Annotated in this window: 16 protein-coding genes; 8 read left to right on the top strand and 8 right to left on the bottom strand. The window is 74.4% G+C overall.

Features of this window, described 5'->3' with window-relative positions; translation table 11 throughout:
• Positions 1-21 precede the first annotated feature (21 nt).
• Positions 22-3,495 (top strand): SCO7613 C-terminal domain-containing membrane protein, encoded by a 3,474-nt coding sequence (locus ACIBTV_RS11830; protein ID WP_396703972.1) that lies wholly within the window; start codon positions 22-24, stop codon positions 3,493-3,495.
• Between the two features lie 128 nt (positions 3,496-3,623).
• Positions 3,624-4,673, top strand: a complete 1,050-nt coding sequence (locus ACIBTV_RS11825; RefSeq protein WP_396703971.1) for a fatty acid desaturase family protein — start codon at positions 3,624-3,626, stop codon at positions 4,671-4,673.
• A gap of 57 nt (positions 4,674-4,730) precedes the next feature.
• Here the strand turns inward: ACIBTV_RS11825 and ACIBTV_RS11820 are convergent, their stop codons facing one another.
• Entirely contained in the window at positions 4,731-5,498 is a 768-nt protein-coding gene (locus tag ACIBTV_RS11820) for a hypothetical protein (RefSeq protein ID WP_396703970.1), read from the bottom strand.
• A 156-nt stretch (positions 5,499-5,654) separates the two neighbouring features.
• Here ACIBTV_RS11820 and ACIBTV_RS11815 point away from each other — a divergent pair, with 156 nt between their 5' ends.
• Both ACIBTV_RS11815 and ACIBTV_RS11810 read left to right on the top strand, forming a co-directional pair.
• Positions 5,655-5,948: a 4a-hydroxytetrahydrobiopterin dehydratase gene (locus ACIBTV_RS11815; protein ID WP_396703969.1), complete on the top strand. Its 294-nt coding sequence runs from the start codon at positions 5,655-5,657 to the stop codon at positions 5,946-5,948.
• Positions 5,945-7,096: an FHA domain-containing protein gene (locus ACIBTV_RS11810; RefSeq protein ID WP_396703968.1), complete on the top strand. Its 1,152-nt coding sequence runs from the start codon at positions 5,945-5,947 to the stop codon at positions 7,094-7,096. The genes ACIBTV_RS11815 and ACIBTV_RS11810 overlap by 4 nt, the downstream gene beginning before the upstream one ends.
• Before the next feature lie 23 nt (positions 7,097-7,119).
• Here ACIBTV_RS11810 and rocD read toward each other — a convergent pair whose 3' ends face one another.
• The 3 genes from rocD to ACIBTV_RS11795 form a co-directional block, all read right to left on the bottom strand.
• A complete protein-coding gene (rocD, locus tag ACIBTV_RS11805; RefSeq protein WP_396704028.1) occupies positions 7,120-8,334 on the bottom strand; it encodes an ornithine--oxo-acid transaminase in 1,215 nt (404 codons plus the stop codon).
• Positions 8,334-9,149 carry a dimethylargininase gene (gene ddaH / locus ACIBTV_RS11800; RefSeq protein WP_396704027.1) on the bottom strand — a complete coding sequence of 272 codons (816 nt, stop codon included), beginning with the start codon at positions 9,147-9,149 and terminating at the stop codon, positions 8,334-8,336. Before ddaH ends, rocD begins: the two co-directional genes overlap by 1 nt.
• A gap of 385 nt (positions 9,150-9,534) precedes the next feature.
• Positions 9,535-10,296 carry a thrombospondin gene (locus tag ACIBTV_RS11795; RefSeq protein WP_396703967.1) on the bottom strand — a complete coding sequence of 254 codons (762 nt, stop codon included), beginning with the start codon at positions 10,294-10,296 and terminating at the stop codon, positions 9,535-9,537.
• Positions 10,297-10,519: 223 nt separating this feature from the next.
• Here ACIBTV_RS11795 and ACIBTV_RS11790 point away from each other — a divergent pair, with 223 nt between their 5' ends.
• Complete coding sequence (locus ACIBTV_RS11790; protein ID WP_396703966.1) at positions 10,520-11,329, top strand: Fpg/Nei family DNA glycosylase; 810 nt, start codon at positions 10,520-10,522, stop codon at positions 11,327-11,329.
• 424 nt (positions 11,330-11,753) lie between these two features.
• On the opposite strand, the gene ACIBTV_RS11785 is transcribed toward ACIBTV_RS11790, so the two are convergent.
• Together ACIBTV_RS11785 and ACIBTV_RS11780 are read right to left on the bottom strand one after the other, a co-directional pair.
• Positions 11,754-13,130, bottom strand: a complete 1,377-nt coding sequence (locus tag ACIBTV_RS11785) for an FAD-dependent oxidoreductase (RefSeq protein ID WP_396703965.1) — start codon at positions 13,128-13,130, stop codon at positions 11,754-11,756.
• Positions 13,131-13,153: 23 nt separating this feature from the next.
• Positions 13,154-14,290, bottom strand: coding sequence for a glutamate--cysteine ligase (locus ACIBTV_RS11780; RefSeq protein WP_396703964.1), 1,137 nt, complete (start codon positions 14,288-14,290; stop codon positions 13,154-13,156).
• A gap of 155 nt (positions 14,291-14,445) precedes the next feature.
• On the opposite strand from ACIBTV_RS11780, the gene ACIBTV_RS11775 reads away from it, so the two are divergent.
• On the top strand, positions 14,446-14,736 hold the full coding sequence (locus ACIBTV_RS11775) for a DUF6412 domain-containing protein (protein WP_396703963.1): 291 nt from the start codon (positions 14,446-14,448) through the stop codon (positions 14,734-14,736).
• A gap of 117 nt (positions 14,737-14,853) precedes the next feature.
• Positions 14,854-15,678, top strand: a complete 825-nt coding sequence (locus ACIBTV_RS11770; RefSeq protein ID WP_396703962.1) for a YidC/Oxa1 family membrane protein insertase — start codon at positions 14,854-14,856, stop codon at positions 15,676-15,678.
• Positions 15,679-15,689: 11 nt separating this feature from the next.
• Here ACIBTV_RS11770 and ACIBTV_RS11765 read toward each other — a convergent pair whose 3' ends face one another.
• Positions 15,690-16,361, bottom strand: coding sequence for a DedA family protein (locus ACIBTV_RS11765; protein ID WP_396703961.1), 672 nt, complete (start codon positions 16,359-16,361; stop codon positions 15,690-15,692).
• Positions 16,362-16,430: 69 nt separating this feature from the next.
• Positions 16,431-17,039 (bottom strand): DUF1349 domain-containing protein, encoded by a 609-nt coding sequence (locus tag ACIBTV_RS11760; RefSeq protein ID WP_396703960.1) that lies wholly within the window; start codon positions 17,037-17,039, stop codon positions 16,431-16,433.
• Positions 17,040-17,106: 67 nt separating this feature from the next.
• Here ACIBTV_RS11760 and ACIBTV_RS11755 point away from each other — a divergent pair, with 67 nt between their 5' ends.
• Positions 17,107-18,753, top strand: coding sequence for an alpha-amylase family protein (locus ACIBTV_RS11755; protein ID WP_396703959.1), 1,647 nt, complete (start codon positions 17,107-17,109; stop codon positions 18,751-18,753).
• The last annotated feature ends 19 nt before the right edge of the window (positions 18,754-18,772 follow it).

The raw sequence follows: 18,772 nt of genomic DNA, 5'->3' as shown, positions 1-18,772 counted from the left end.
GGGGTTGTCGAGGATGACCGCGTGGAGAACGACTACCCCTGCCCCGCGTGCGGCGCACCGGCCGACCTGACCGGCGGCTGCGCCGGTTGCCGTCGGCCACCCGACCCGGAGGCCGCCGAGGTGATCCGGCTCGACCGGGACCTCGTCGCGCTCGGTGTCGAGGTGGAGCGGGCGCGGCTCGCGTACGCCGAGTTGGCCGAGCGGTTCCAGCGCGGCCGACAGCGCCGCGCGGAGCTGGCGGCCCGGGTGCGTGCGCGGGTGGCCGCGCCCGTCGTGGCGCTGCCGCCGGTGCGGCCGATGCCGTCGCCGTCGCCGGCCGTGGCCCGCCCCGGGCGCCCGGAGACGTCGGCGCGCACCGTGCAGGGTCTGCTGTTCGTCCTGGGTGGACTGCTGCTCGGCACGGCCGCGGTGGTCTTCACGGCGGTGGCGTGGGCGTCGGTCGGGATCGTGGGGCGGGCGTTGATCCTGGCCGCGGTCACCGCGCTCGCGCTGGCCGTGCCGCTGGTGGCGGTGCGACGCGGGCTCCGGGGGACCGCGGAGACGGTCGCCGCGGTGGGGCTGCTGCTGGTGGTGCTCGACGGGTACGCCGCCTGGTCGGTGGACCTGTTCGGGGTGACCGGCTGGCCGGGCACCCGCTACGCCGCGCTGGTCGGGGGGGCCGGCACGGCGGTCGCGGCGGGGTACGCCCGGCTCAGCCGGCTCACCGGCCCGTGGTTCGCGGCGTTGGTGGCCGTCCAGCCGGTGCTGCCGCTGGTGGTGGCGGAGACCCGGCCGGGGACCGACGGCTGGGCGCTGACGCTGGTCGGGGTGGCCGTGCTGGACCTCGCGTTGCTGTTCGTGCTGCGCCGCGCGTCGGCCCGCCCGGCGGTGGTCGCCGGACGGGTGGTCACCTGGACGGCGTTCGGCGCCGCGGTGGTCGCCGCCGCCGGTCCCGCACTGGTGTCGCTGGCCGTGGGCGAGGCGGCGGGCACCCCACTGCTGGCCGGTCTGCCGCTGCTCGTGGTGGCGGCCACGCTGGCCGGCGCGGCGCTGCTCACCGGTGACCGGACCGCCCGGTGGGTGGGCGCCGGGCTGCTGGTGCCCGTGCTCGCCGCCGCGCTCCTGCGCCCGGTGGCCGAGCTGCGTCCGTCCCTGCTGCTGCTGGCCGGCGCGCTGATCGCGGCGGCGCTGGCCGGCGCGATCGTGCTGCTCCCGGCGGGCTGGCGCACCGGCCCCCGGGTCGCCGGGCTGGTCGTCGCGTCCGGCGCGACGGCACCGGCCGCCCTGCTCACCGTCGGGTTCGCGCTCACCGCCGTCGGCCGGTCCCTGCCGCCGTGGCGCGGCGCGGCGCTCGGGCCGGACGTCGACTGGGGCTGGCAACTGCCGGTCGCCGTGGTGCTCGGCGTCGCGGCGGCGACGCTGCTCGCGCCGCGCGCCGTCCGGCCGGTCGCCGGGCCGGTCACCCTGGCGCTGGCTGTGCTGGCGGTGCCCGCCGGCTGGCCGTCCGCCTGGTCGGTCGCGGTCGCCCTCGACCTCGCCGGCGCGGCGGCGCTGCTGCTCGTCGCGGTGGCCCGGCCAACCCGCGGAACCACCCGGGCGACCGTCGCCGGGGTTGCGGCGGCCGTCCTGGCCGGGCACGGGACGCTGGTGGCGTTGGCCGCGCCGGTCGGGGCGCTGGCCGCGCTCGGGTCGGTCGCGCTGCTCGGTGTGGCGGGGGCGGCGCTGGGCCGGCGGGGCGAGCCGGTCGCGTCCCGGACGGTCACCGGCCCGGCCCTCGCCGCGGCGCTGCTCGCGGTGCCCGCCGCGGTCCCGGTCGCGCTGCTCGCCGCGGGCGCGCCCGCCTGGTGGCAGTCGCGGGCCGCGCTGGCCGCCGCCGGGCTGCTGGTCGCGGCGCTGTTCTCGGTCCGCCGCCACTGGCCCGACCTCAGCGGGTACGCCTCGACGGCGGTGGCCGTCGCGCTCATGCTGACCGGTGTCGCGCCGGTGCTCGTGCCGGCCGACGAGTCGCTGGCGCTGTACGCCGCACTGGCGGCCCTGCCGCTGGCGGTCGGTCTGTTGCCGGGTGCCGGATCCCCGATCGGTCGACCTGCCGCATCGCCGGGTGCCGAGACCACGCCGTCGGGTGCCGAGGCGGCGCCGCCGCGCCCGGGCCGGGACGCGCTCCCGGCGGACGTGGTGCTGCGGGTGGCCGGATCGTTGCTGCTGCTGGTGAGCGGGTTGGCGGCACTGCCCGCGCTGCTGGCGGCGCTGGTCACCCCGTACGGCCGGGCGCTTCCGGTCTGGTCCGGCGTGCCGGCGGCGGACCCGGTGCCGGCAGCCCTCCCGGCCGGCCTGGCCCTCGTCGTGTCGGCGGTTGCCGTCGCGGTGGCCGTCCGGTCGACCCGGGCAGCGACGCTGTTGGCCGCGCTGCCGTTCGCCGCCGCCGCGCCCCCGGTGCTGCTCGTCGCGGGCGGCGCGCCCTGGCCGGTGACGCCGGCGGCCACCCTGCTCACCGGGGTGGCGGCCCTGCTCGCCGCGGCCCTGCTCGCGCCGCGCCCGCTGCTCGTCCCGGTCAGCGTGCCGGTCGGGCTGCCGCTGGTGGCCGCCGGGTTGGCCGGGCTCGTCGCCACCCGCGCGGGCACCCTCGCCGGGCTGGGCCTGCTGCTGGTCGCCGCCACCGTGGCCGGCACGGTCGGCCGGCATTCCGCCGCGCGGATCGCCGGCTGCCTCACGGCCGTGGCGGCGGGCGTCGCCCTCGCGATCACCGCGCCGCTGGCCGGCGGGCTGCCCCTGCGGGACGCGGCGTTCGCCGTGCTCGCCGTCGCGGCGCTGACCCTGGCCGCCGCCTCGTCGCCACTGGCTGGCGAGCGGGCCGTGGTCAGGCCCGTGCTCGACGCCGCCGCCCAGGCGGTGGCGCTGGTCGCGTTGCTGCTCACCCTCGGCGCGCCGCGGCACGCGGCAGTGGTCTCCGCCCTGTGGGGCGCCGCGGTCGGTCTGCGGATCCTGCGGCGGGGCGAACCCGTCCGCCGGCGGTGGGTCCTCGCCGGCATCGCGGGCGCCGGTGAGCTGCTCGGCGTCTGGTTGCTGCTGGTCGACCGCGGGGTGGTGCTGCTGGAGGCGTACACCCTGCCGGCCGCCGCGCTCGCGCTCGCCGCCGGACTGGTGGCGCTGCGGACCCGGCCGGGGCTGACCAGTTGGCTCGCGCTGGCCCCGGGGCTCGGCGCGGCCCTGCTGCCCAGCCTGGCGTCGGTCCTGGCCGCGCCGGAACCGCAGCCCTGGCGGCGCCTGCTGGTCGGCGTCGCCGCGCTCGCGGCGGTGTGGGGCGGCGCTGCCCGCCGCTGGCAGGCGCCGGTGCTGCTCGGCGGAGTCACCCTGACTCTGCTCGCCGTGCACGAGCTGGCCCGCGGCTGGGACCTGCTGCCCCGGTGGATTTTCCTGGCCGCCGGTGGTCTCGCGCTCATCGGGTTGGCCGCCACCTATGAGCGTCGGCGGCGGGACCTGCACCGACTCCGGGCAGCGGTCGGCCGGATGGGCTGACGGTAGGGCAACCCCTACCCCGGATCCGGGGGTTCACAGGGTTACTCAGCGCAACCGTTCTCCGGAGACTCGACGGTGGGGGTCGAGTCGTACGACGGCCGGCCGGACGTCGAGGAACGGGAGTCGCGATGGTGCTCGCAGCGGTGGCGGATCCGCCGGTACGACGAGGGAGTGACTACGCACAGTTGTCCCGACGGATCAGCCGGGCGGGGCTGCTGGAGCGGCGCCCCGGCTGGTACGCGGTCCGGATCGCGCTCACCCTGGGCGCCTTCGTGGCCGGCTGGGTGGCCGTGATCCTGGTGGGCGACTCCTGGTGGCAGTTGCTCCTCGCGGTCGGGCTGGCCGTGGCGACCACCCAGGTGGCGTTCCTCGGCCACGACGCCGGGCACCGGCAGATGTTCCGCCGCCGGGGCCCGAGTGAGGCCGTCGGCCTGCTCGCCGGCAACCTCGCGGTCGGCCTCAGCTACGGCTGGTGGGTCGACAAGCACAACCGGCACCACGCCAACCCCAACCACGAGGACGAGGACCCCGACGTGGGGGCCGGCGCGCTGGTCTGGACGCACGAGCAGGCGCTGCAGACCCGGGGCTTCGGCCGCCGGCTGGCCCGGCGGCAGGCGTACCTGTTCTTCCCCATGCTGCTGCTGGAGGGCCTCAACCTGCACGTGGCCAGCATCAAGGCGGTCGTCGGGCGGGAGCCGGGCGGGGCGCACCGGACGCCGATGCGGCACCGGGGGGTCGAGGCGCTGCTGCTCGCCGTGCACACCGCCGGCTACCTCGCCGTCCTGCTGCTGGTCATGTCTCCGGTGCAGGCGCTGGCCTTCGCCGCCGTCCACCAGGGACTGTGGGGGCTCTACATGGGGTGCGCGTTCGCGCCCAACCACAAGGGCATGCCGATGCCGACCGCCGAGGACGACTTCGACTTCCTGCGCAAGCAGGTGTTGACCTCCCGCAACGTGCGGGGCGGCCGGTTCGTCGACGTGGCGCTCGGCGCGCTGAACTACCAGATCGAACACCACCTGTTCCCGAACATGCCGCGCGCCAACCTGCGCCGCGCGCAGCCGCTCGTGAAGGCCTACTGCGCCGAGCAGGGCATCCCGTACGCGGAGACCGGGCTGGTCGAGTCGTACCGTCAGGCGCTCGCCCACCTGCACGAGGTGGGTCGGCCGCTGCGGGGCTGACCATGACGACGGGGCGGCGCCGACCGGCGCCGCCCCGTCGTGTGCACGGCGTACGGATCAGGCGCCGCCGAACGCCTTGATCAGCTCCTGCGGGGCCTCCTGGGTGTCGGCCGCCGGCGGCTTGTTGACCTTGACTTCGGTGCCGAAGTCCGAGTAACTGGTGGTCATGGTGCCGAGCGACTCGTGCAGCACGCTCGTGTCGACGGCGATCTTGGTGAGCCGGCCCTCGGCGTCCACCGTGGCGGTGAAGGGCACCTCCTTCGCCTTGGCACCGAGCGCGGCGATGTCCTTGTCGTCGGGGTTGCTCCGGGTGTAGTCCATGGTCCCGGTGAAGGTGCCGGGGCCGGTCTCCTCGACCTTCACGACGCTCTTGACGAGCTTGTTGACACCGCCCGGGTCGCCTTCCGGCATCAGGTTGAGCTGGCCGCTCGCGCCGAGCTTGGTGGTGTCCATGTGCAGCCACTTCTCGGGCAGACCGGTCATCCCGGTCACCTTCATGTAGGCGTCGTCGCCGAGCATCAGCATCCGGAAGGTGCCCTGCGGCCCGAGGTTCATGGTCATGTCCCCGGTCTTGTTGGCCGGGTCCATCAGACCGCTGCCGTTCAGCACCGACGACTCGATCTTCATGCGCATGCTCTGCTGGTTGAGCTTCTGAGCGGCGGCGGAGAGTTTGCCGAGCGCGTCCGCCGGGGCACTGCTGGCCGGCGCCGCGCCCGTGCCGCCGCTGGCGGCCGGACTGTCGGTCTGCGTGCCGCAGCCGGTCAGACCGAGCCCGAGCACTGCGACGAGTGCGACCCCCGTGGTCGCCAGCCGTCGAGTTTTCATCGTGGACAACTCCTCGTGAAGGTGAGGCCGGAGACGACATGCGTCGATCCCGGCCGGGCCGCTGGCCAGCCTAGTCAGAGCGGTCCACCGGCGCGCGTCGATACCCCCGCCCGGCGCGGCGCGGGCCCGACCCACCCGCACCGGTAGGGTCTGGGCATGGCAGACGTGCTCACCGCGGAGGCGGTGGAAAACGAGCTGAGCGGGTTGGCGGGCTGGTCGGGAGATCCCAGCGGGATCAGCCGCACGGTGGAGCTGGCCACGTTCCCGGACGCCATCGCCGTGGTGGACCGGGTCGCCGTCACGGCCGAGGAGCTCGACCACCACCCCGACATCGACATCCGGTGGCGAACGCTGACCTTCCACTGCGTCACCCATTCGGCGGGCGGCGTCACGCATCGTGACGTGACGCTGGCCCGGCGGATCGACGAGATCATCCGGAGTGCCCGATGAGATTCGAGATCAGCAAGGTTCTGGACGCCATCGAGGGCCGGGTCTGCATCGACCCGTCCCTCGCCCGCGCCGTCGTCGACCTCGCCGAGGTGATCCGCTTCCAGGACCTCGACGGCGGTCGCCCGGCCAGCCTGCTCCGGCTCGGCATGGTGATCGACGCCCTCTCCCGCGAGTTGGAGGAGGACAGCGTCCAGGTCTACGCCGTGGTGCACCGGGCCATGCTCTCCGACGCCGACCTGACCTCCAACGAGCGGATGGTGGTGCGGCGGTGGGCCGACGACGGGCTGGTCGAGGTGCTCGACAACCCCGGTGACCGGATGCTGGAGGTCGCCGACCTGCTCGGGCTGCCGGTGATCAGCCGGATGCGCTTCGACGGGCTGCGCGGCCGCTACCCGTGGCTGGTCGAGCAGCCGGGCCGGGTGGTCGCCCCGGTGCCAGGTCCCGGCGGGCCGGTGTTCATCGCGCACGTCGGCGGCGGTGACGAACCGGTGGCGGGCAGCCGGTCGGGGGTCGGGGTCAAGCTCCTGGCCCGCCAGTGGCGGTGCCCGGAGCCGGGCTGCACGCTCTTCGGCGGCGGTGGGGGCGGCGGAGCCTTCGCCGACCTCGCCCGGGTGCAGAGCAGCCCGGCCGGGCAGGCGCCGCCCACCCTGCGCGGCGGCGTACCGACCTGTCCCCGCCACGGCGCCCGGCTGAGCGACGCCGGCCCGCGTCCCCGGACGGAGGTGCTCGCGGTGCGGATCGGCGGCCTGGTGCGGCGCCGGTTCGTGTTGACCGACGAGCAGCCGGTGCTGGTGGGCCGGGCGCCCGACCGGGACGGCGGGATCGTGCTCGGGCAGTGGCTCAACGACGAGGCGCGGCGCTGGATCAGCCGCAGCCACATCCAGCTCGAACTGCGCGTCGGCGAGATCATCGTGACCGACCTGAGCACCAACGGCTCGGGCATCCGGCCCGGCGGCTCGATGACCGAGTCGGACCGGATCCCGCTCGCCCCGCAGCAGTCGCGCGTGCTGGCCGAGAACGACATGGTGGAGCTCTACCCGGGGGTGCAGGTGGGCCGGGCCGAGGAGTTGCCGACCGGCGCCTCCTACACACCGACCTCGGTCATGGCCGAGGCCCCGACGATGGCCATGCGCCTGCCCCGCCCCTGACCGGGGCGGGGCAGGCCGGGCTGTCAGGCGGCCAGGATCGCGGCCAGCTGGGCCACCGCGTGGTCGATCTCCTCCTCCGTCACCAACAGGGGCGGGGCGAGGCGGATGGTCGAGCCGTGCGTGTCCTTGGCCAGGACGCCGCGCTCCGCGAGCCGCTCGCACGCCTCACGGCCGGTCATCAGGGCCGGGTCGATGTCCAGGCCCGCCCAGAGGCCGCGGCCGCGCACCGCGACGAGCCCCTTGCCGACCAGGGCGGTCAGCCCCTCGTGCAGCCGGGCGCCCAGCTCGGCCGAGCGGCGCTGGAACTCACCGGTCGCCAACAGCCGGACGACCTCGACCGCGACCGCGCAGGCCAGCGGGTTGCCGCCGAACGTCGAGCCGTGCTGGCCGGGCTTGAGCACGCCGAGGACGTCGGCGTTCGCGGCCACCGCCGAGACCGGGACGATGCCGCCGCCGAGCGCCTTGCCCAGCAGGTACATGTCCGGGACGACACCCTCGTGTTCGCAGGCGAACGTCGCGCCGGTCCGGCCCAGCCCGGACTGGATCTCGTCGGCGATGAAGAGCACGTTGCGGTCGGTGCAGACCTGGCGTACGCCCGGCAGGTAGCCCTCCGGCGGCACCACGACGCCCTGCTCGCCCTGGATCGGTTCGAGCAGCACGGCCACCGTGTTCTCGTCGATCGCCGCGGTCAGCGCGTCCAGATCGCCGTACGGCACCACGGTGAACCCGGGCGTGTACGGCCCGAAGTCGGCGCGCGCGTCCTCGTCGGTCGAGAAGCTCACGATCGTGGTCGTACGCCCGTGGAAGTTGCCCTCCGCGACCACGATGTTGGCCTGGCCGGCGGGCACCCCCTTGACCTGGTAGCCCCACTTGCGGGCCACCTTGATCCCGGTCTCCACCGCTTCCGCGCCGGTGTTCATCGGCAGGACCAGGTCCTTGCCGCACAGCTCGGCCAGCTCCCGGCAGAAGTCGGCGAACTGGTCGTGGATGAACGCCCGGCTGGTCAGCGTCAGCCGGTCGAGCTGGGCGTGGGCCGCGGCGATCAGCTGCGGGTGCCGGTGCCCGAAGTTCAGGGCCGAGTAGCCGGCCAGGAAGTCGAGGTAGCGCCGACCGTCGACATCGGTCAGCCAGGCGCCCTCGGCCGAGGAGATGACCACCGGTAGCGGGTGGTAGTTGTGCGCCGTCCAGCGCTCGGCGTCCCGGACCGCGTCCGGAGTCCGCAGCATGTCGTCGACGATCACTTGCCTGCCTTTCCCTGTCGGAGTCGCAACGTGCAGCACTTCGGTCCGCCGCCGGCCTTACGCAGCTCGGACAGGTCGACACCGATGGTCTCGTAGCCCCGGTCGCGCAGCTTGGCGGCCAGGTCGGTGGCCTGCGCCGGCAGCACCACGTGCCGGCCGTCGCTGACCGCGTTCAGGCCGAGCACCTCGGCGTCGGCCATCGTGGCGTGGACGGCGTCCGGGAAGAGCCGGCGCAGCACGGCCTGGCTGCCCGGCGAGAACGCCTCCGGCAGGTAGGCCACCGTCCGCTCGTCGAGGACGGTCAGCGCGGTGTCCAGGTGGTAGAAGCGTGGGTCGACGAGCTGCATGGTGATCACCGGGTAGCCGAAGACCTCCTGCAGCTGCGCGTGCGAGGCGTGCGCGGTGCGGAAGCCCGTGCCGGCGAGCAGCACGTCGCCGACGAGCAGCACGTCGCCCTCACCCTCGTTGACGTGCTTCGGGTCGTACAGCTCGAAACCGGCCGACTCGAACCAGGCCCGGTAGGCGGGCGCCTCGTCGGCGCGCTGCGGGTCGCGGAACTGCACCGCCATCGCCCGGTCGTCGATCACCGTGCCGCCGTTGGCGGCGAAGACCATGTCCGGCAGACCGGGCACCGGAGTGATCTCCTCAACGGTGTGGCCCAGGTCGCGGTAGATCTGCCGCAGCCCCTCCCACTGCCGGATCGCCAGGTCGGCGTCGACGGGCGCGGTCGGGTCCATCCAGGGGTTGATCGCGTAGTCCACGGCGAAGTACGTCGGCCGGCACATCAGAAAGCGCTGGCGGGTGGCGTCCATCGTCATCGTCCTGCTCCCACGGGGTCGGGCGCGCCCGGCCACCGTCGGCCCACGGGCTGGCGCCGATGCTCAACGTTATGCGGGGTCAGGGGGCAGGATCCACCGCTGAGACTTGCACAGGGCGGCTGTTCGTTGCGTCTGGACGGCAAGCATCACCGAATCGTTGCGTCTGAGCGCAACCACACGTCCGGCGGTCGGTGCTCCGCCCGACGGGCCCCACCGGTGCGGGCGGATCGGCGTCGACCCCGGACAGACTTCAGGGGCGGCGAACCGCCGCCCCTGAATGGGTGCTGCCCGGCTGGTGAACCACCAGGCTGGTCGGGCTGCCCCGGTGAACCACCGGCGCTGGTCGCCGGCGCACCGCCGGCGAGCGGGACAGTGCCCGCTAGAAACGATCGGCAAACTGTGAGTCAAGCCACTCGCGGAAGCGCTGCACCCAGTCGCCGTCGGTGGTCGGCCAGTCGAACTGCCCGGTCATCGCGAGCACGCCGACGACGACCGCGCCGACCCCGAACGCGATGCCGAAGAGCGCGTCGGTCTTCCCGGCGATGTGCCGCCGACGGGTGGCGACCAGGCCCAGCACGGCGAGCACCGCGCCGACCGCACCCAGCCCGATGCCGTACCCGGCGAGGGTGCCGGTCAGCACGAACAGGGCGCCGGCGACGCTGACCACCAGGCCCAGGGTGGCGAGCAGGCTGGCCCGGGGCTTCGGCCCGCGTACCACCGGCTGCGCCGGCGCGACCGGCTCCGCGTCCGTGCTGACCGGGCGGTCCCGGTCGGGGCGTACGGTCCGGTCCCGGTCGCCGCTCACCTCGGTGGCGTCCCGGTCGGCGCGGACGCCGGCCTCGGTCGGGCGGGTGGTCGCCGCGCGGGCGACCGCGGCCCGCTCCGCCGCCCGCCGCTCCGTGTCGGTGGCCGGCTCCGGGTCGGTCACCGTGCCGCCGCGGTACGTCGTCCGCTCGGCGTCCCGGCCGGTCGGCACCCGGCCGGGGCTGGTCGGTGCCGTCGAGTCCACGTCGGCCGGTGCGGCCGGGCCGGTGGTGGCCGGCCGCGTCCCGTCCCGGCCGCCGGCGGTCGGATTGTCGCGCTCGTTCTCGTCCCGCGTCGACGACGGCTCGGAGCGCCGCGACAGCGAAGGAATCTTCACCACAACACACCTCCTGAGGACTGCGGGGTGGCCGTGGAACGGGTGGCACCCACGCGTTACGTCCCCCGAATACCCCGCTGGTCGTTTTCCGACACCCGATGCCGGCTCGGGTGGTCACCGCGTCCGCGATTCCTGATCGTCGACGGCCGAGCGCCGGCCCGGCGCTCGCGTCAGGCGCCGGTGAACGGGGGGACCCCGCCCGCCCGCGCTAGGCTTGCCGGTCGTGCCAGAGGGACACACCATTCACCGCCTGGCGGCCCGCCACGCCGCGCTCTTCGCCGGCGACAAGGTGCACACCAGCAGCCCGCAGGGCCGGTTCGCCGAGGGCGCGGCCCGGCTCAGCGGCACGGTGCTGGAGTCCACCGAGGCGTACGGCAAACACCTGCTGCACCACCACGCCGACGAGCTGACCCTGCACGTCCACCTCGGGCTCTACGGGAAGATCACCGACGGTGAGGGCGAGCCACCCGAACCCGTCGGTCAGATTCGGCTGCGGTTGACCAGCGACCGCCACTGGCTCGACCTGCGCGGCCCCACCGCCTGCGAGGTGCTCACCCCGCCCGAGGTCGCGGCGTTGCGCGCCCGGCTCGGCCCCGACCCGCTGCGCGCCGACGCCGATCCCGAGCGGGCGTACGCCCGGATCTCGCGCAGCCCGACGCCGCTGGCCGCGCTGCTGCTGGACCAGTCGGTGGTGGCCGGCACCGGCCTGATCTTCGTGACCGAGGCGCTGTTCCGCGCCGGCCTGCCGCCGACCCTGCCCGGCAGGCGGCTCGGCCGCGACGGTTGGCAGCGGCTCTGGGCCGACCTGATGGCGCTGATGTCCCAGGCGGTGGAGCGGGGCCGGATCGACACCGTCCGCGACGAGCACCTGCCGGAGGCGATGGGTCGGGCGCCCCGCGTCGACCGGCACGGCGGCGAGGTGTACGTCTACCGCCGCCCCGGCGACCCCTGCCACGTGTGCGGGGCGCCGGTGCGCCGCGGCGAGCTGGCCGGACGCAACCTCTACTGGTGCGCCACCTGCCAACCGGCCTGAGCGCGGCCCGCCCGTACAACCGATTCCGCCCGGCGTCCGTCTATAGGGAGGACCGACGGAGGTAACCGGATGCCGGACGCATCGGAACAGGAGTACGTCGAGTACCTCAGCGCGCGACTGGGCGGTCGGCTCCGCCGGGCACCTCGACGCCGGCCTGCTCACCGACGCGGGTCTCCTCCGGCTGCCGGACCCCAACCGGGGGCACGGGCCGGTACCGGGCGGCCGCGGTGAGCGTCAGCGAGGACGGCCGGGTGATCGGGGGACAGCTCGACGTCGAACCGGGCGGCGACGACGTGGCGATGCGGGCGGTCCGCTGGCGCTGCCACTGAGCGGGGCGCACGGGGCGCGCGGCGCGGGCGCGGGCCGCGGTGGGTGCGTTTTCTGTCGCTCGGGCGACAAGAAACGCACCCACTACCGACAGCGGTCAGCAGACCGCGGCCAGGGCGTCGACGGCCTTGCGGGCGGCGATCAGCACCGGATCCCAGACCGGCGCGTACGGCGGTGCGTAGCCGAGGTCGAGCGCGCTCATCTCGTCCACCGTCATGCCGTTCCAGAGCGCGACCGCCAGCGTGTCGATCCGCTTGGCCGCCTCGGACCAGCCGACGATCTGCGCTCCGAGCAGCCGCCCGCTCGGTCGCTCCGCGATCAGCTTGACGGTCATGGGGCGGGCCCCGGGGTAGTAGCCGGCCCGGCTGGTGGACTCCGCGATCACCGACACGAACTCGTAGCCTGCGGCGGTGGCGTCGCGCTCCCGCAGGCCGGTGCGGCCGACCTCCAGGTCGCAGACCTTCGTGACGGCCGTGCCGATCACGCCCGCGAAGGTCGCGTAGCCGCCGCCGATGTTGATGCCGGCGACCCGGCCCTGCTTGTTGGCGTGCGTGCCGAGCGGAATGTGCACCGGCATCCCGCTCACCCGGTGCAGCGTCTCGACGCAGTCGCCGGCCGCCCAGAACCCGGGCAGCCCGGGCACCCGCATCCGCCGGTCCACCCGGATCGCGCCGGTCGGCCCGAGCGGCAGGCCGGCCGCTTCGGCGAGCGCGGTGTTGGGGCGTACGCCCAGGCCGAGCACCACGACGTCGGCCGGGATCGGCCCCTCGGCGGTGACCACGGCGTGGACCCGCCCGTTCCGTTCCTCCAGCCCGGTGACCCGCAACCCGGCGCGGGTCTGGATGCCGATGCCGGTCATCGCGTCGACGACCAGCTCGGCCATGTCGGCGTCCACCGTGGACATCGGCTGGTCGGCCTGCTCGATCAGGGTGACTTTGAGGCCCCGCACCATGAGCGCCTCGGCCATCTCCACCCCGATGTAGCCGCCGCCGACCACGACGGCGTGACGCGGCCGCGGGTCGCTCTCCAGCCAGTCGCGCAGCGCGGCGCCGTCGTCCAGGGTCTGCATCCCGAACACCCCGTCGGTGTCGTCCCGCGCCCACTCGGGTCGGACCGGCACCGCGCCGGTGGCGTACACCAGCTCGTCGAAGCGTTCCCGCACCTCGCCGCCGCCGATCAGGTCCCGGGCCATCACCTCGCGACGCTCGACGTCGATCGCGGTCACCTCGTGCCGCATCCGGACGTCCATCTGGTAGGTGGTGCGGAACGTCTCCGGTTCGCGTACGACCAGGGCGTCCGGCTCCGGGACCAGGCCGCTGATCCAGTAGGGGATGCCGCAGGCGGAGTAGGACGTGAAGTGCCCCCGCTCGAAGACGACGATCTCCAGATCGGCCCGGTCGCGGCGGCGGCGCGCCTGGGACGCCGCCGCCATCCCGGCGGCGTCGCCACCGACGACGATCAGACGTTGCGCCACGTCGTCATCCTGTCACGCCGCGCTCATCCGCGGGTCTGTCGCGCCACGTCCTGCACCACGTCCGAGAGTCGGCCACCGCGGCCGAACACCGCCCGCTGCCGCGCCGCGCCGCTGCCGTGTCGGCGCAGCCCGCTCAGCAGGTCGTTCACCTCGTCCCAGTCCCCGTGCTGCTCGATCGCCGGGCGGACCCGCTCGACGAACCCGTCCAGCAGCTCCCAGGCCGACCGCACCTCGCCCGTGGTCAGGTCCACCCCGCTGCCCTCCAGCCCGTCGTGCGCGGCCCGCCAGTGCGCGGCGACCAGCAGGTGGTGGTCGGTGCGGATCGCCGGACGCCCGGCGGCGATGTCGTCGATCGCGGTGGCGACCAGGGCCCGGACGAGGGCGGCGACCAGGACGGCGTCGTCCACCGACGGGCAGACGTCGCCGATGCGCAGCTCCACGGTCGGGTACTTGGCGGAGAGCCGGGCGTACCAGTAGAGCATCCCCTCGTCGAGCATCACGCCGCTGGAGATCAACTGGCGGATCAGCCGCTGGTAGTGCTCGTGCGACTCCAGGTACGGCGTCGGGGCGACCGAGGGCCAGCGCTCCCACTCGATCGACCGCCAGCTCGCGTAACCGGTGTCCTCGCCCTTGGCGAACGGGGAGTTCGCGGTCACCGCGTGCAGGATGGGCAGCCACGGCCGGACGTGGTTGAGCACCTGGACGCCGGTCTCCGGGTCGGGAATGCCCACGTGGACGTGCATGCCGTTGTTGCCGGGGCCGGGCACCAGCAGCCGGAACCGCTCGATCATCCGGTCGAAGCGGGGCTTGTCGACCACCGGGGGGACGGGGCCGTCCACGGGTCCGGTGCCGATCGCGAGCAGCCGTACGCCGGCCCGCTCGGCGGCGTCGGCGAGCGCACCCCGCAGCACCCCGAGCGAGTGCCGGATCGAGCGCAGCTCCAGGCCGGGCGGGGTGCCGATCTCGATCTGGCTGGTCTGGAACTCCCGCTCCACCTGCCCGCGCAGCTCGGCCGGCACCTGCTCCAGGACCAGGTCGACGGCGGGCACCGCGGCGCCGGTGTGCGGGTCGACGAGCAGGAACTCCTCCTCGACACCCACCGTGAGCAGGTTCGTCCCGTCGGCCGTCCCGCCTGGCGCCTCCACCAGCTGGCCGGTCATCACCATCACCGTCCGTTCCTCCCGGCCGCGGCCCGTCCGCGCCGGTCGAGCCGGTGGTTACCCAGGGTGGCGATGGCCGGAAACCCGACGCGGGCGCGTCGGCGGCGTGTCGCGCTCGCCCGAGCGGCGTGACAGCGGGTTCTAGCGTGGGACCCGTGCCGGGACCGTGGGGGATCGCGTTGGGGCTGTGGGCGTACGCCCTCACCCAGTTGGCCGCCGACCGGCCGGCCGTGCTCCTCGCGGGCGCCGCGCTCGGCGTGGCCGCTCTGCTCGCCGCCGTGCTCGCGGCGCGGGCGCTGGTCCTCGGCACCGCGCCGGGCGTGGCCCGGCGGGCGACGGGCCTGCGGGCACGGGCTCGTGACCGCCGTGTGCCGCGCCACGTCGACCCGGACGCGTCCGGGCGACCACGTCCTCGCGCACCGGGCGGCCGTCTCTCGGCCGCCTAGCACCGATCCACGCCGGTCCTCCGGCCGGTGCCGTGCGGCCGATTCCGCCGTTCTCCGTCCCGCCGGGCCGCCGTGCCCGGCCGGGACACCATCCGGAATCGGACCGAGGGACGTCCCATGCTCGCTTTCGCACCTCTGCACGACGCGGTCGGCGCCGCCGGCACCGCGCTCTCCGCCTTGACCACCCTGCTCGAACCGGTCGCCGGTGGCGCTGCCGCTGCCGCGGCCATCGTGCTGCTCACCGTCGTGGTCCGGCTGCTGATCTCCCCGCTCACCGTGGCGCAGGTCCGCGGCGAGCGCCGCCGGACCGCCCTCGCGCCGCGGGTGCGTGAGCTCCAGCGGCGGTACGCCGACGACCCGACGCGGCTCCAGTCCGAGCTCTTCGCGCTCTACCGGTCGGCGGGCGCCAATCCGCTCGCCGGCTGCCTGCCGCTGCTGGTCCAGGCGCCCTTCCTGATCGTGCTGTACCGGCTGTTCGCGACCGACGAGGGCGGCACCGGGCTGCTCGACGAGCGGTTGGCCGGGGTCCCGCTCGGTCACCACCTGGGCGACGGGCTGAGCGGGTCGGCCGGTCCGGTCTTCGCCGTCCTGCTGGCCGCGCTGGTCGCGCTCGCGTTCTGGTCATTCCGCCGAGCCCGGCGGGCAACGGCCGGCACGGGCGCGCCCGCCGAACCGACCGGGGGGCCGCGGACCGGCGCGCTCGCGGGTGCGACCCCCGGAGGGCCGGCGGCCGGGAACGGTGCGCCGGCCGAGGCGTCCGCGGTCGCCGCGCTCGGCCGGCTGCTGCCGCTGCTGCCCTTCACGACGGTGCTGGCAGCCCTGGTGCTGCCGCTGGCCGCAGTGCTCTACCTGGTGACCACCACGGCCTGGTCGGCGCTGGAGCAGGCGGTGCTCCGGCGGCACCGGCCGGTGCCGGTCGAGGCCGATATCGATCGACGTTGAGTTGGTGCCGGTCAGCGGCCGGCGGTCACCGACCGCCGGTCGCGCCGCGCACGCCGGCGGCGGGCCTTCTTCACCACCCACAACGCGATCATCACCACGAAGATCGCGATGATGCCGTAGTCGAACCAGTTGCTGTAGCGCTCGACCTGGTGCCACCGCGAGCCGAGCGCGTAACCGCCGCCGACGAAGATCGCGTTCCAGACGCCGCTGCCCAGTGTCGTCAACAGGACGAACTCGGGCAGCGGCATGCGGTTCGTGCCGGCGGGGACGGAGACCAGGCTGCGGACGACCGGCATCATCCGGCCGAAGAACACGGCCCAGCGACCGTAGCGCTCGAACCAGCGGTCGGCCCGCTCCAGGTCGTCCAGGTCCACGAGGGGCAGCCGGTCCAGCCATCGTTTGAGCCGGTCCTCGCCGATCACCGCACCCAACCAGTAGAGGATCAGCGCGCCGGCCAGGGAACCCGCGGTGGCGGCCAGCGCCACCACCACGACGGGGAACCGGCCCTCGCCGGCCAGGTAGCCGGCCATCGCCAGGACGATCTCGCTGGGGATCGGCGGGATGACGCTCTCCAGCGCGACCAGCAGCGCGACGCCGAGTATCCCGGCCGCATCGATCACCCCGGCCACCCAGCCGGTCAGCCCGCCGAGCTGGGCCGGGTCGACGTCCTGGGCGTACGACATGAGGATCCTTTCCGCGGGGGAGGGGATCGTCCACCTGTACCCCGCGGTCGGGCGCTCACACCTCGCGGTTCACTCCTCGGGATGCAGGGCCACGTCGGCCGGGCCACGCCGCCAGCCGGTGAACCGGACGGTCAGCCCGCCTCGCGTCGGGGAGCAGCAGAAGGGGCCCGCCAGGGTCGGGGCGTCCGGGGCGAGCGGCGCGACGCGGACGAGCCGCCACGGCTCACCGGCGACCCGGGCGCGGACCGTCAGCGCGTCACCGGAGCGGCTGGCGCGTACGGTCACCTCCCGCCCGGTCCACTCCGGCACCGGGGCCACCGACCAGTCCGAGAACTCCCGGGTCACCACCGCGCCGACCTGGGGCTGCCCGTCGCTGATCTCCACGCCGGCCTTGATCCAGGTGCGCTCGTCCACCCGGACCAGCACACCCGCCTGGTCGAACTGCTCGGTCCACTCCAGCCGGAAGCTCACCTCGACCGCCGCGCCGGTGGGAAACGGCGCGAGCAGGGCGGGCCCGTCGTCGTGGACGAAGCCGTAGCTCGTGTGCCGCCAGAAGTCGCTGCCCTCCGCCGGCTCCACCAGAAGGTCGCCCTCCGGGGTGTGCTCCGTCCGCACCGGCTGGTGCAGCCAACTCCCGGCGGACCAGTCGACCGGCTCCGTCCCGCTCCCGTCACGCATGCCGGCACGGTACCGCCCCGCGGCCGCGGGGTTTGCCGGGACGCCCGAGCGGAGAAGGGGTACGGGCATGGGTGACAGGTGGTATTCCGAGGCCGTCGTCTACTGCCTCGACATCGACACGTTCGCCGACTCGAACGGAGACGGGGTCGGCGACATCCGAGGGCTCATCGGCCGGCTGGACTATCTGGCCCGGCTCGGGGTGACCTGCCTGTGGCTGCACCCCGTCCACCCGTCGCCGGACAAGGACGACGGCTACGACGCGACCGACTTCTACAACGTCGACCCGCGCTTCGGCACCCTGGGCGACTTCGCCGAGCTGCTGCACCAGGCCCGCAACCGGGGCATCCGGGTGATCATCGACCTGGTGGTGAACCACACCTCCGACCAGCACCCGTGGTTCCAGTCCGCGCGGTCGTCGCCGGACTCGCCGTACCGGGACTGGTACGTCTGGTCCGACCACGAGCCCGCGGACCGCCACCAGGGCATGGTGTTCCCCGGCGAGCAGCACGAGACCTGGACGTACGACCGCACCGCGAAGGCCTGGTTCTACCACCGCTTCTACAAGTTCCAGCCCGACCTCAACATGGCCAACCCCGAGGTCCGCGCCGAGGTCAAGAAGATCATGTCCTTCTGGCTCCAGCTCGGTGTCTCCGGCTTCCGGATGGACGCGGTGCCGTTCATCATCGAGCTGACCGAGCCGGGCAACCCGGACTCGCCGAAGGACTTCGAGTTCCTCACCGAGCTGCGCCAGCACGTGCAGTGGCGCAGCGGCGACGCCGTCCTGCTGGCCGAGGCGAACGTCGAGCCCGACCAACTGCCCACGTTCTTCGGCGACGGCGGCGGGTCGGGCAACCGGCTGCACATGCTCTTCGACTTCATGCTCAACGGCCGGCTCATGCTCGCGCTCGCCCGGCAGGACCCGGAGCCGGTGATCGAGGCGCTACGGGACACCCCGACGCTGCCGGTCGGTGGCCAGTGGGCGACCTTCCTGCGCAACCACGACGAGATCGACCTGTCGCGGCTCACCGCCGAGCAGCGCAACGAGGTGTACGCGCAGTTCGGCCCGGACGAGGACATGCGCATCTACGACCGGGGCATCCGGCGCCGGCTAGCCCCGATGCTCGGCGGCGACCGGCGTCGCGTCGAGCTGGCGTACGCGTTGCAGTTCTCGCTGCGCGGCACGCCGGTGCTGCGTTACGGCGAGGAGATCGGCATGGGGGAGGACCTGTCGCTGCCCGGCCGGCAGTCGATCCGTACCCCGATGCAGTGGTCGTACCAGGAGAACGCCGGCTTCTCGACGGCCGAGCCGGAGAAGCTGGTCCGGCCGGTGATCGACAAGGGCGACTACGGCTACCAGAAGGTCAACGTCACCGCCCAGCGCGGCGACCCCCGGTCGCTGCTCGCCTGGTTCGAGCGCATGATCCGGACGCTGCGCGAGGCGCCGGAGATCGGGTCCGGCTCGACCACCCACATCGACGTGGCGACGCCGCCCGGGGTGCTGGCGCACCGGGCCGACGGGCACACCGGCACCATGGTCTTCCTGCACAACCTGGGCACCGAGGACGTTGAGGTGGACCTCAGCACGCTGGAGCCGGAGGCGGAGCTGCCGATCGACGTGCTGACCGACCGGGGCTACGGGGACGTCGGCAAGCTGAACGCGCTGAAGCTCGGCGGGTACGGCTACCGCTGGATCCGGCTGCGCCGGCGCGGCTGACGACGTGACGACGGGGGGC

This window comes from Micromonospora sp. NPDC049366 (genome assembly GCF_044466625.1).
GTDB lineage: Bacteria > Actinomycetota > Actinomycetes > Mycobacteriales > Micromonosporaceae > Micromonospora.
The sequence above is the reverse complement of the archived record's forward strand: the minus strand, read 5'-3'. Positions and strand labels throughout refer to the sequence as shown.

Bases quoted from the DNA above. Each gene is read 5' to 3' on its own strand.
- ACIBTV_RS11765 (WP_396703961.1), bottom strand. From the start codon at position 16,361: ATGTCGTACGCCCAGGACGTCGACCCGGCCCAGCTCGGCGGGCTGACC.
- ACIBTV_RS11770 (WP_396703962.1), top strand. From the start codon at position 14,854: ATGCTCGCTTTCGCACCTCTGCACGACGCGGTCGGCGCCGCCGGCACC.
- ddaH (WP_396704027.1), bottom strand. From the start codon at position 9,149: ATGGACGCCACCCGCCAGCGCTTTCTGATGTGCCGGCCGACGTACTTC.
- ACIBTV_RS11820 (WP_396703970.1), bottom strand. From the start codon at position 5,498: ATGAAAACTCGACGGCTGGCGACCACGGGGGTCGCACTCGTCGCAGTG.
- ACIBTV_RS11810 (WP_396703968.1), top strand. From the start codon at position 5,945: ATGAGATTCGAGATCAGCAAGGTTCTGGACGCCATCGAGGGCCGGGTC.
- ACIBTV_RS11780 (WP_396703964.1), bottom strand. From the start codon at position 14,290: ATGACCGGCCAGCTGGTGGAGGCGCCAGGCGGGACGGCCGACGGGACG.
- ACIBTV_RS11760 (WP_396703960.1), bottom strand. From the start codon at position 17,039: ATGCGTGACGGGAGCGGGACGGAGCCGGTCGACTGGTCCGCCGGGAGT.
- ACIBTV_RS11825 (WP_396703971.1), top strand. From the start codon at position 3,624: ATGGTGCTCGCAGCGGTGGCGGATCCGCCGGTACGACGAGGGAGTGAC.
- ACIBTV_RS11755 (WP_396703959.1), top strand. From the start codon at position 17,107: ATGGGTGACAGGTGGTATTCCGAGGCCGTCGTCTACTGCCTCGACATC.
- ACIBTV_RS11815 (WP_396703969.1), top strand. From the start codon at position 5,655: ATGGCAGACGTGCTCACCGCGGAGGCGGTGGAAAACGAGCTGAGCGGG.